At 51.3% G+C, this 12717-nt stretch carries 10 protein-coding genes; 3 read left to right on the top strand and 7 right to left on the bottom strand.

From position 1 onward, the window contains the following. Nucleotides 1-10 precede the first annotated feature (10 nt). From G163CM_RS05980 to G163CM_RS05970, 3 genes are all read right to left on the bottom strand, one after another. Entirely contained in the window at nt 11-1237 is a 1227-nt protein-coding gene (locus G163CM_RS05980; protein ID WP_231828336.1) for a TolC family outer membrane protein, read from the bottom strand. Between the two features lie 338 nt (nt 1238-1575). Then, nucleotides 1576-4017 (bottom strand): oxygen-sensing cyclic-di-GMP phosphodiesterase DosP, encoded by a 2442-nt coding sequence (dosP, locus tag G163CM_RS05975; RefSeq protein ID WP_255690184.1) that lies wholly within the window; start codon nt 4015-4017, stop codon nt 1576-1578. Beyond that, nucleotides 4011-5393: a diguanylate cyclase gene (locus tag G163CM_RS05970; protein WP_231827235.1), complete on the bottom strand. Its 1383-nt coding sequence runs from the start codon at nt 5391-5393 to the stop codon at nt 4011-4013. Before G163CM_RS05970 ends, dosP begins: the two co-directional genes overlap by 7 nt. A 264-nt stretch (nt 5394-5657) precedes the next feature. Between G163CM_RS05970 and G163CM_RS05965 the strand changes: the two genes are divergently transcribed. Further along, nucleotides 5658-6041: a DUF6515 family protein gene (locus tag G163CM_RS05965; protein ID WP_231827234.1), complete on the top strand. Its 384-nt coding sequence runs from the start codon at nt 5658-5660 to the stop codon at nt 6039-6041. A 38-nt stretch (nt 6042-6079) separates the two neighbouring features. Here the strand turns inward: G163CM_RS05965 and G163CM_RS05960 are convergent, their stop codons facing one another. Beyond that, on the bottom strand, nt 6080-6325 hold the full coding sequence (locus G163CM_RS05960; protein ID WP_231827233.1) for a DUF2545 family protein: 246 nt from the start codon (nt 6323-6325) through the stop codon (nt 6080-6082). 285 nt (nt 6326-6610) lie between these two features. Here G163CM_RS05960 and G163CM_RS05955 point away from each other — a divergent pair, with 285 nt between their 5' ends. Then, entirely contained in the window at nt 6611-7744 is a 1134-nt protein-coding gene (locus tag G163CM_RS05955) for an alpha/beta hydrolase (RefSeq protein WP_231827232.1), read from the top strand. Nucleotides 7745-7776: 32 nt separating this feature from the next. Here G163CM_RS05955 and G163CM_RS05950 read toward each other — a convergent pair whose 3' ends face one another. The 3 genes from G163CM_RS05950 to G163CM_RS05940 form a co-directional block, all read right to left on the bottom strand. Further along, nucleotides 7777-8742 (bottom strand): TauD/TfdA dioxygenase family protein, encoded by a 966-nt coding sequence (locus G163CM_RS05950; protein ID WP_231827231.1) that lies wholly within the window; start codon nt 8740-8742, stop codon nt 7777-7779. Nucleotides 8743-8918: 176 nt separating this feature from the next. Further along, nucleotides 8919-9350, bottom strand: coding sequence for an OsmC family protein (locus G163CM_RS05945; protein ID WP_015964375.1), 432 nt, complete (start codon nt 9348-9350; stop codon nt 8919-8921). A gap of 47 nt (nt 9351-9397) precedes the next feature. Next, nucleotides 9398-10444, bottom strand: a complete 1047-nt coding sequence (locus G163CM_RS05940; protein WP_231827230.1) for an NAD(P)-dependent alcohol dehydrogenase — start codon at nt 10442-10444, stop codon at nt 9398-9400. Nucleotides 10445-10657: 213 nt separating this feature from the next. Between G163CM_RS05940 and G163CM_RS05935 the strand changes: the two genes are divergently transcribed. Further along, nucleotides 10658-12352, top strand: a complete 1695-nt coding sequence (locus tag G163CM_RS05935; RefSeq protein WP_231827229.1) for an NAD-dependent malic enzyme — start codon at nt 10658-10660, stop codon at nt 12350-12352. Nucleotides 12353-12717 lie beyond the last annotated feature (365 nt).

Raw genomic sequence — 12717 nt, 5'->3', positions numbered from 1 at the left:
CAACTGCCCATTACTGCAGATCGGGCAGATCGTTTTGTAACGCTTCCTTTATGCCTGCCAGCGGAATCAAATTATTGACGGCTGCCGCATAATTCACAGCGGCGACCCAGCCATCATAGTTGGCATTGATTTCTGCTGATTGCGCCTGGAAAACATCCTGCTCCACGCTTAATAAATCATTCAGACTGCGGTTACCTAATTGATACTCTTTTTTATAAACTTCCCGTGATTGCTGTGCACTTTGTGACTGCGCGTTTCCCGCTTCCTCTCGCCCCCGCGCACCGTTCCAGTTAGCGAACGCCACGGAGGCACGCTGAAGAATATCGAGCTTGGCCTGCTCAACCTGTGAGGCCGCAATGCGCTTTTGGCCCTCCGCCTGTGCGACCTGCGCCGAAACGGCACCGCCCTGATACAACGGGGCGTCCACATTTAACTGTAGTTGATCGTTCCAGTAAGAGCGGTCGCTGGTCTCATAGCGGGTTTTCGCGCCCTGGATACTGACCGTCGGCCAGTATTGCGACCTGGTTTTTTCTACGCCATAAGAGGCTGACTGACTCAGGTTCTCAGCGCTCAGCACGGCGGGAATCGTTTTGTAATCAATATGATTAAGTTCGACCGGCTGGCTGGCGAGCTCTGCGGGCGGCGGCGCGAGCGCTGCCGGTTGTACGCCAGTTAATACAGATAACTGCGCGAGCGCGCTGTGGCGTTGCGCGAGATACTGTTCACGCGCGGAGCGAATACTGGCAATACGCGTGCTGGCCTGAAGTTCATCTGACGAGGAATTTAGCCCGGCATTGGCGCGCAGCTGTGCCATCTTTCTGACGCTCTCAAGGGAAAGAATATTTTGATCGGCGGCATCAATGAGCGCCTGATAACGGTTAACCTCCATATACGTGGCGGCGGTTTTTTCCGCCACGTCGGTCATGGTTTCCATTAGCTTAAAACGCTCGCTGTCACGTGCAGCCGTTTGCAATTTTATGTCGTTGTTTGTTTTGCCGAAATCATAAACCAGCTGAGTAATCGTAATGCCGTATGAAACGGCATTATCGAGATGGCCGCTGGAATCATATTGCCGCGAAGGCCCGGCGTTTCCGTTAAGGCCGATCTTAGGATGCCAGGCACTCTGCGCCTCATCAATTTGCGCCTGACCAATGCCGGTTTTTTCTGCCTGCTGGGCTATCTCCGGGCTTTGTCCGAAGGCGTGAAGAATGCACTCCTTCAGCGTCATTCTCTCCATCTTCTGCACGGCGGGCGCCTTCGCCCAGCCGGGTAAAGGTGCGGAGTACGCCGGGACCAGAATATTAGCCGTTGAGAGTAAAAAGCACGATATTATTCTTGCAAAGTTCAGCGAAGCGTTCAATTCACCTGCTCCTTTAAAGAATTATTCCAGAAAGTTATATTAGGTTCGTGTTTTTATACAATGCTAATAGCGTCAATAATAATTAACCCACAGAAAAATAATGGTTAAGCTCCCATCGCGACAATGAATGAGTTCCTGAAACAGAGTTTTAGTATAGTCAACATGAGAAACACAAGGCTTCCGGTAATTTTATTTTTTTACAAAATCGTTCCCTATCACAAATTATCAATAATGCGTTGATAATCCGCCTCATACCATCTCGGAATATCCTCAGGGTTTAATGGTCTGGAAAAATAGTAACCTTGTACCACCGGGCAACCAATAGCACGTAATAATTGCAGTTGTTCGTGAGTTTCAACGCCTTCCGCGACCACCATCATATTAAAGCTCTGACCAATACGAGTGATGACGTCCAACAACGATCGGCTACGAGTATCGGTTAAACAACCATCGACAAAGCTTTTATCTATTTTTATTTCCGTCACCGGAAGTGTTACTAAACGTGAAAGACCGGAGAAGCCAGTGCCAAAATCATCAATCGATAAACCGACTCCTGCCTCTCGCAGCATTTTAATGCGTTTAAGAAGCGCCTCATCAGGATCCATCATCATGCTTTCGGTGATTTCTAGCGTAAGTTCATTACCGACAATGGAAAACTCCGTCATCGCATCGGTAACCTGAGTAAATAACTCGCTACTGTGAAAATGAAGCGCCGATAGATTAACCGAAAGCGCAGGCACACTAAGCGCCTGTGAACGCCATTGCGCCAGTTGCCGACAGGCTTCGCGAATCACCCAACGGCCAATATTTTCAATTTCACCCACCTCTTCCGCTAAAGGAATGAATCGGGAAGGCGGAACGTCGCCATGTACAGGATCGCGCCAGCGTGCCAGCGCTTCAAAACCGTACAACTCGCCAGTAACAATATTGATTTGGGGCTGATAGACCAGCCTGAGATGATTGTCACTTACCGCCCGTTTTAACGCTGCGCCCAGCAGCATGCGTTCGGTCACTGCCCGGTTAAGCTCGGGGCTAAAAAATTGCCAGCCGTTACCTCCCGAACGACGGATATGCTCCATCGCGCTGCTGGCCGTGGAGAGAAGCCAGTCAAGATTTCGACCGGCTTCATAGCTGATGCCAATGCTCAGCGTCGGCGAAAAAGTTTGCAGCTCAAGGGTGAACGGTTCGTGAACGCTGTTTTCCAGATCCTCAGAAACGCGCGACAAATTGCTGACATCATTTTCATCGTCGATGAGGACAAATTGCGGCCCTTCCGTTTTGCATAAATACTGGCCAGGACGTAACCTATCCCGTAGCCGATTGGCCACCGTCAGTAACACCTGGTCCGCCGTTGCGTAGCCATGGGCATCAATGACGTCCTGAAAGTGATCGACCGTCATCAGGAAAACTACCGGCGCAGCCGTATCATCACCGGACAGGCGCTGGTCGAGATAATCCTGTAACTGACTGCGGTTTGGCAGCCCCGTGAGCGGATCGAACTGAACCAGTTGCGCGATCTGGCGGCGGCTATGCTCTTGTTCTATCGCCACGGCGGCAAGATGCTGACTGATATCAGCGACACGATCGATAAAGGCACGGCTTTCCCGACCCGCCACGGTGCGGATAGACAATGTCCCAGCTTTACTTCCATCACGACGACGAATAGAAACGATCCGTTTGATGGCCGCCTGCTCACCGAGAGTATCCGGGGTAGCGGCCCAAACACCCTCTTCTGAAAGCGTTAATTCAACGTGTGCCCTAGGGAAAACCGCCTCAATACTGCGACATAAAATATCGCCCATATCCTTGAACGGCGGATTACGCGAAATGGCCGTCAATAAGGTTCGTTCCAGCTCACGTATCTTGCGGTCTTCGGTGACATCCACAAAAGTCATCACCAAATTTTGCAACTCGCCCTGTTCATTAAAGACCGGGTTTATCGTTGCATTAAACCAGACAGATGTACCGGCACAGGCCTGCAGCATAAATTCGGCCTGGTCACGGTGGCTTTTTGCCAGCAGCCGCTGAATGCGCTCCCGATGCTCAGGCAATGCGTCGGGTAAGCGCAGGACATTGTCCGGTCGCAGCCCCACCATGTCGTCAATTTTCATGCCTGCCATTTCGGTGAAGGCCTGATTCCCTTGTACAATCCTCCGCAGGTTATCCAGGACAATCACCGGCTTAGTGATGTGATCAACCGCCAGTAACAATAACCGCGTTTGCTCTTTCTGCGCCATTTCACGGGTGGCATCACGCACCAGCGCGAGATAGCAGATTTTCCCGGAAATATCGATGCGCGAGAGTGCAAAACGGGTCCAGATTTTACTGCCATCTTTACGTTCCAGCTGCAATTCCCGGCTCATCCCCACCACTTTCGATTGCGCCCCTTCGCGATGGTGCTGGATGTAATCGGGGTGGGCTGCACGAAGCGCATGGGGAATCAATAACGAGACATTCTGCCCCAATACCTCTTCGCGACGATATCCCCACAGCAGCTCCGCCGCACGGTTGAAAAACATGATGGTATCGTCGGCGTCAATGAGAACCGAGCCCATCATATTTTGTTCAAGCGCTGTAAAAAGAATATCACCCCGGTGGGAATCAAGGGTTTCAGCGATGTTCCACCAGGGCAGATACTGGCGAAAGTGGCTTAGCATGATGCTTTCCACAGCTCTACACAGTTGCGGCCTCTGCGTTTCGCGCCATACAGCGCCTCGTCGGCAAGCTGAATAAGGCGTTCATAATCAGGATGTCCGCTAAACATCGCCGCCCCAATGGAAAGCGACAGCGAGATAGTTTCCCCATTGGGCGCAGAGACTTTGATTTTTTCAACGCGTGAGCGCACTCGCTCGGCTATCCGCAGCGTGTCCGCCTCGTTGGCTTCCGTAAGAATGATCAGGAATTCATCGCCACCGTAGCGGAACACAAAATCGCTGGTACGAACGTGTTCGTAAAATGCACCAGCGACTTTACGCAGGATTTCGTCGCCGGTGTTATGCCCCCACGTATCATTGATTTGCTTGAACTTATCGACATCGATCAACAAAACCGACATCGGCGTTCCGGCACGGCCCGCGTGGGCAATTTCGCGTTTAAAGATGGTCGGTAAGAAACGCCTGTTCAGCAAGCGTGTCAATACGTCCATTCCCACTTCATGGCGCGACACCTCTTCAAAGAGTTCGCGTAACAGGGTGGCGATTTGTGAAAGCGTATTGCGGGTTTGCAGGATAAAGTTAACGCGTTGCTGGCGCGTGTTCATCCCCTGCGGTGAGTGGCGAACCGCGCGAAACGCATCATCAAACTCAATAATCAGTCGTGAAATATGGCCCGCTTCTGCAATGCCGCTGAAATAGTGGCGACCTTTATGATTGAACCAAAGTCCAAAATCAGACTGTCCCAACGGCAGACTGTTGCCGGGCCCTGAATCGAGCATCACTTTGTAGATAAGGTCCATTTCCCAACTGAGCAAAGAGGCGATCTGTCGTTCCTTTTCCTCTTCCGCGTTTTCCATCAGCGAAAAGATGCGATAGTTTTCATCCTCTTTCGCCGCGCTGTTTTCACTGAAAATAAAGGCGCGAGACATGACCTCCATAGCAAGATCGATGCTGTTTATCGCAAAGTGGTAGATACCTAATTTCAGGTCGGCCGAGTGCTGGCTGGCGCCAATAACCGGAAACAATAATTTCTTCAGGACTCGAAATCCCATCTCGACTAAATCGACAGGAATACCAATGCGGGCATGCACATCCGCAACGCGCTGCTGCACCTGAATCTGCTGTTCGACACCCTCTACCGGGCAGGAAAGCACATCGATAATCCACTGCTGTAACGCAGTTTTTAGCTGCCTTTCAACTTGATCATTCGTCAGAAAATCCGCGGCCTGAGAGTCAGAAAGGACAACGCTATAGAATTCCTGACTCAGTACTTTCGCATGCTCTCCGGCAATCTCGGCGGCGAGGAGACGCACCTGCGGGTCGGTATCACCGATGAGTTGTGCCCACTCATCCTTCATTTTTTGCAGATATGTTTCCATGATTTATCGACCTTTTAGTAAAACGGAGCGGTAACCCGACTGTCAGCCTCTTATTGAATAATCTTAAGTTAAGCTCAATTTATGACATGTGTTCTTTTTATCTTGCAGACGCTGCGATTATTTCTTCCGCGAAACCTTCACAGTTCATCCTCATTTCGAGCGATTCGCTGATTTAGAATAGGGAGATTGAGTATTTCCGTATGGCGATAACAATACGCAACGGTAAATACCCTAATTTATTTGCGGGTTTAAGGGGGAAGGAATATGAATAAAGCGGCAATCATCATGCTTATGAGCGCACTCGCGCTACCCTTCGGTGCATTTGCAGGGCCAGGCGGCCCAGGAGGACACGGTGGTGGTCATGGCCCGGATATGCACGGCCCGATGCCGGGGCATCGGGTAAGTATTCTTCCCGACCTGGCGACAGCCGTGATGATTGGCGGTTTAACCTACTGGCTGGTCAACGGAACGTATTACCAAAAACAGGGGCCGGAATATGTCGTGGTAGAACGCCCGGCGGCGGCACCTGATAGCACGCTACAGGTGCTGGATTTCAACGGTAAACGTTATTATGTCAAAGAGGGTCACTACTACTCGCGAGACATTGATGGCAATTACACGGAAGTTCCGCGTCCGGCAGGTTTATAACCTTACCCCCCGCATTTTTGCGGGGGGTAATTTTCTGGCTAGGCCGCTTTCGCCGATTTCATCATTATCGTCATTATCAGGCCCGCAGCCGGTGACAACATCATATAGATGCCAGTGACCAGATCATGCCCTTGCGTCAGCCATTCTGTAAAAACGTATATTCCGTAAGCCATGAGTATCATACAGACGAGAGAGAATACGCCTGATTTCACGCCCAGGATTGAGCCGTTGTAATAAGAAACAGAACCGATACTCACCAGGATAAACAACAATAAATATTGCATATAGCCTCCTGCCCGTTGTTACCGATACTTGTTACTTGAGGTTGCCTGCCTGGTCTCATTATCACATTGACAACAATCAATTTTTAATCCGTTATCAAAAAGACACCACACGATTAATCAACACTTACAATGAGAATAGTCACTCCAGTGACATTTTTAATAACCTCACCAATTTAAATTTTATTATTAAATAAATCAGGCTTTTCTGATTAACGTTACCGGTAAGGTTCTCGTTCAGGCTGGTTCCACTACACTGGGAGCATCGTATATAAGGAATGAAAAACCATGCACTACCTAATATCAAAACGCATCCTGACAACGACCTCCGCGTTATTTTTACTGGCGCTGTCACCTGTCACGGCGTTGGCCGCTGATAACCTTGAAACACCGCGTGTGCTGGCGAAAGAAAATGGCCTTAATGAAGCCGCACAACAATATTTGATTCACTACGCTTCGGTCAGCGGCGTTGACGGCAAAACCTCGCGGCAAGATACCGCAGCTGTCTTTCTCCCCTATGGCAAAACCCCGGAAGGCGGTTGGCCTGTTGTCGTTTGGGCGCACGGTACCGTGGGTGTGGCACATGACTGTGCGCCTTCACTCAACGTCCGTACCGATCGGGATAAACAGTATCTGAATACCTGGCTTTCGCTCGGTTACGCCGTGGTGGCGCCAGACTATGCAGGTTTAGGCTCTGCGGGTTTGCATCACTACCTTAATGCGCGTGGAGAAGCCTGGAGTATTCTGGATGGCGTGCGGGCGGCGATGAAAACGTACCCGCTACGTAATGAGTTAATTCTGGTTGGTCAATCTCAGGGCGCGCACGCTGCGTTTGCGACCGCGGGTTATCAGCCGCAATATGCCCCGGAACTGAATATCCGCGCGACGGTCCTGACCGGTACCCCGTATTTTGATAAGAACACCACGGCTGCTGATATTTTGCCACCAGTTAACGGCGCGACGCCAGTTAAGGGTGACCCCAAAATACCGTATATTTTCTATATCTATCTTTCTGCCGCCGACGTTAATGGCAAACTTAACGCGACCGACTATTTCCAGGATACCGCTCTGCCGTATCTGGAAAAAGCCCAAAAGCTTTGCATTAACCCGCTTACACAGCAGACGATGGAGGCAAACCTGAACGCTGCCAACACGCTGAAGCCTGCGGTAGAATCGCTGTTAAGCAGCAGTATCGGCAGTATGCTTTACCCAACGCTTAAAATTTCCCATCCGGTCTTTATCGGTATCGGCAGTCATGACATCAATGTGCCTACCGCAATGCAGCTCCGTTTTGCCGACGCGGTGAAACGTGCCGGTACGCAAGCGGAGGTTCATCTCTATGAGGGGCTTGACCATAGCGGAACGGTGAATCCGTCCCTGCGCGATTCCATTCCTTTCATCCTGCATACCACCGCGCAATAAACGCAGGCAGGGAAATTCCCTGCCTTTAAGTCTTATGACGCAACGTCTTTCGCGCGCGGATCCGCGTTTGCGGCAACCTGTTGAGGCGCCGTTTGCCCGCGCGATATCGTTCGGCTGCGGGTACCATCGACGCCCACCGCCGTTTCGCCTTCAACCGTAACTCGACGCACCACACGCGGTTGACTACCGTAATCGTTCACCGCGTAGTGTTGCGTGCTGCGGTTATCCCAGATAACCACATCATCCTGCTGCCACTGCCAGCGCACGGTATTATCAAGGCGAATCACCCGATTTTGCAGCAGCTCAAACAGACTGGCGGACTCACGGCTGCTGAATCCTACCAGGCGTTTGAAGAAATGCCCAAGGAGAAGACACTTCTCGCCGCTAACCGGATGAACATGCACCACGGGATGCTCAGCTTCCCAGACGGATGAAACAAACACATTTTTGTGATGATTCAGGCGGGTTGATTCAACCACCACCCGTTCTGCGCCGTAGTCATAATCGTTACTGTGCACCGCACGCAGTGACGCCGCAAACCGCTTAAGCTCATCCGGAAGTTGTTCATAGGCCCGCGCCGTATTCGCCCACACGGTATCGCCACCATACGCAGGGATCGTCACGCCACGCAAAATAGAAATTTTGGGGAAAGCATCAACGAAGGTGACATCCGTGTGCCAGGAGTCTGCCCGCCCTCCGCCTTTAGAGGCATCCAGTTCAAACAGCTGAGTACCGGTCGGTGCTGGCACGGTGGGATGTGCCACAATGCGACCAAAACGTGCACCAAATGCCTGATGAGCGTCATCGGTAAGATGCGGCTGTTGACGGAAAAACAGCACTTTATATTTCACCAGCGCGGCGTTCAGCTGTCTAAACGTTGCTTCGTCCAGATCGGCTGAGAGTGCAATATCACGCACTTCTGCCCCAATGTGTCCGGCCACGCGTCGCAAGTTAAGTAAAGGAAACTCACTGTCGGTAAGAGGATATTCTGTCGCCATCGGTTTTTCCTTAAGAGTCAGCAGGAATTTCACTCTAAAGGGAATAAAGCCCATGACAAATGCCTTCTCAGGCTAACGATATGAAGGCAAGGTGAATAAGTTAAGAAAATTATCGCAATTAACGTGACGTTGTCACAAGTAAAGGCGTGGGCAGCATTAAAGCTGCCCTGTGAAGGTTAGTTATCCAATTGATAGTCGAGTGTAATTTCTGCTTTTAACACCTGGGAAACCGGACAACCTGCTTTTGCTTTCTGAATGATTTCATCGAATTTCGCGCTATCGATACCCGGCAGCACAATCTTGCTTTGCAGGGCGACTTTGGTGATAGCGAAACCGCCATCGACTTTGTCCAGCGACACATCGGCAACGGTATCAATCGAAGTCGGGGCATGTCCGGCCTCAGTCAGCATCAAGGAAAGCGCCATAGAGAAGCAGGCCGAATGCGCAGCGGCAATCAGTTCTTCCGGGTTAGTCCCCTTCGCACCTTCAAAACGCGTATTGAAACCATAGGGTTGTTGGTCGAGTACGCCGCTCTCCGTCGAGACAGTGCCTTTCCCACGTTTAAGATCGCCTTCCCAGTGCGCCTGACCTTTCTTATGAATCGTCATATATCACTCCTTTTTGCTTGCAGAACTTCTAAGTGTAGTACATCTTTTCAAAGCGTTAGCGACGCCATATCGATAACAAAGCGGTATTTCACATCGCTTTTGAGCATGCGCTCGAACGCTTCATTGATCGTATCTATTGTGATCACTTCAACATCGGCGGTAATACCGTGCTGAGCACAAAAATCGAGCATCTCCTGCGTTTCGGCGATACCGCCAATACAGGAACCTGCTACTGAGCGACGTCCCAGAATCAGCGGAACCGTATAGAAATCAGCAATATTGCCCAACAGGCCGACGAAGACCAGGGTGCCATCCAGCGTTAAGGTGGGAACGTAGGCGTTAATATCATGGGCATAGGGAACCGTATCGATGATCAGATCGAACTGGTTTTGTACCTCTTTCATTTGCGCGTCATCCGTGGAGAGCACCACATGATGAGCACCCAGTCGCCGTGCATCCGCCTCTTTCCCGGCAGAACGTGTAAAGAGCGTAACTTCTGCCCCCAGCGCATTGGCAAGCTTCAGCGCCATATGTCCCAGGCCGCCCAGACCAATGACGGCAACTTTGCTGTTCTCATTGATGTTCCAGCGACGTAGCGGCGACCAGGTGGTTATCCCGGCGCAGAGAAGCGGCGCGGCGCCTTTCAGGTCAATGTTTTCAGGCAGATGCAGGACAAAATCTTCGCTGGCAACAATCGTCTGTGAGTAGCCGCCCAGGGTTAACGAACCGTCGTGGCGGTCGATGCCATTGTAGGTCTGAATATTGCCTTCTTCGCAATACTGCTCCAGGCCCTGCTGGCAGGGATGACAAACGCGGCAGGAATCGACCATACAGCCAATCGCCGCCAGCTCGCCCGGTTTAAATTTTGTGACGTTGTCACCGATAGCCACTACCCGGCCAACAATTTCGTGGCCGGGTACAATCGGATAACGGCTAAACCCCCAGTCATCCCGGGCCTGATGGAGATCCGAGTGACAAACGCCACAGTAAAGTATGTCGATCACCACATCGTCGGGCCTGGGTTCTCGGCGATCAAAGGTAAAGGGCGCGAGCGGCGCGGCGGGATTCTGAGCAGCATAACCTAATACTTTCATCGTCTTACCTCACAATGAGTGATCAACGTCACAGACACGTTTCAGCTTAGTTGAATCTCAGCAGAACGCGACACTCACCGCACGAAGCGTCAACCCGCCCTCAACTTCCCGGCAATTTCGCACCACGAATGTTAACAGTTGCTTTATAATCCCCGGCACTGCAGTTTCTGCCAGACTTCCCATGGGCTGGCGTGATGACGATGGAGTAATACGATGTCACAAGGTAAAACGAACCGTTCTCTGTATATCCCGTACGCTGGCCCGGTGCTGTTGGAGTTTCCGTTGCTGAATAAAGGCAGTGCCTTCAGTAAGGAAGAACGCAGCAATTTCAACCTGCTCGGCCTGCTGCCTGAAGTGGTCGAAACGATTGAAGAGCAGGCAGAGCGCGCCTGGATCCAGTATCAGGGGTTCAAAACGGAGATCGATAAACACATCTACCTGCGCAACATTCAGGACACCAATGAAACACTCTTCTACCGTTTGGTAGAAAACCATCTCGATGAAATGATGCCGGTCATCTATACCCCGACTGTCGGCGCGGCCTGCGAGCGTTTCTCTGAGATCTATCGTCGCTCACGCGGGGTGTTTATCTCCTATCAGAATCGTCACAACATGGATGACATTCTGCAAAACGTCCCTAACCACAATATCAAAGTGATTGTGGTTACCGACGGCGAGCGCATTCTCGGCCTTGGCGACCAGGGTATCGGCGGCATGGGCATTCCAATTGGTAAGCTGTCACTCTATACCGCCTGTGGCGGTATTAGCCCTGCATATACCCTGCCGGTGGTACTGGATGTCGGTACCAACAACCAACAGTTGCTCAACGATCCGCTGTACATGGGTTGGCGTAATCCGCGTATTACCGATGATGATTATTATCAGTTTGTGGATGATTTCATTCAGGCCGTGAAACAGCGCTGGCCAAACGTGTTGCTGCAATTCGAAGATTTTGCGCAGAAAAACGCCATGCCGCTGCTCAACCGCTATCGCGATGAAATTTGCTCCTTTAACGACGATATTCAGGGTACCGCCGCCGTTACCGTCGGCACGCTGATTGCCGCCAGCCGCGCGGCAGGAAGCCAGCTTAGCGATCAGAAAATTGTCTTCCTGGGTGCTGGTTCCGCCGGTTGCGGTATCGCCGAACAAATCATTGCGCAACTTCAGCGTGAAGGCCTGAGCGAAGAACAGGCACGGGCGCGCGTGTTCATGGTTGACCGCTTTGGCCTTCTGACCGATCAGATGCCAAACCTGCTCTCCTTCCAGACCAAACTGGTGCAAAAACGCAGCAGCCTGCAAAACTGGGATACAGACAACGAAGTTCTGTCTCTGCTGGACGTTGTGCGCAATGTTAAACCAGATATCCTGATTGGCGTTTCCGGGCAAACAGGGCTGTTTACGGAAGAGATTATCCGTGAAATGCACAAACACTGCCCGCGCCCGATTGTCATGCCGCTCTCGAACCCGACCTCACGCGTAGAGGCGACCCCGCAGGATATTATCGCCTGGACTGAAGGCAATGCGCTGGTTGCCACCGGCAGCCCGTTCAGCCCGGTAGTATGGAAAGATAAGGTTTACCCGATTGCCCAGTGCAATAACTCCTATATCTTCCCCGGCATTGGGCTTGGCGTTATTGCATCCGGCGCAACACGTATTACCGATGAAATGCTGATGTCAGCCAGTGAAACGCTGGCTAAGCACTCGCCGCTGGCCAATACCGGCGAAGGTCTGGTGCTACCAGAATTAAAAGACATTCATCAGGTATCACGGGATATCGCTTTTGCGGTCGGGAAAATGGCTCAACAACAGGGCGTTGCCGTGAAAACGTCTGCCGACGCGCTCCAGCAGGCCATCAACGAAAACTTCTGGCTACCTGAATATCGTAGCTACCGCCGGACATCAATCTAATCCTTCTGGTGGGCTTCGGCCCACCTATCCTGCCTGACCCCAAATGTGCACGGTCTCTCATGTTCAGGTGTTGAGATAAAAAAATAGTATGTTGTAACTAATGTTTATTTCTCCACCAGCCAGTTGGCAAAACGTAATAATCCCCGCTACACTGCCATCACCCATTCATACTGATAATAAAAAGGAGGCTAATTATGCTGTACTGTGAAATTTTTAATGTTTCACATACACTTGGTGATCGCACCAGCTCAAGCATTACCGATATCGTGCTGCGATAACGGAGGCTTGAGCGAAGACTCTCACTCCAATCCCTTCCCTCGGGCTTACCAGGTTATCGTCAGCGATGTTTGACGAGGCGTTTTTAC

The organism is Pseudocitrobacter corydidari (assembly GCF_021172065.1).
In the GTDB taxonomy this organism is placed as follows: Bacteria; Pseudomonadota; Gammaproteobacteria; order Enterobacterales; family Enterobacteriaceae; genus Pseudocitrobacter; species Pseudocitrobacter corydidari.
Note: the sequence above shows the minus strand (reverse complement) of the source record. Positions and strands in the feature narration are given on the sequence as shown.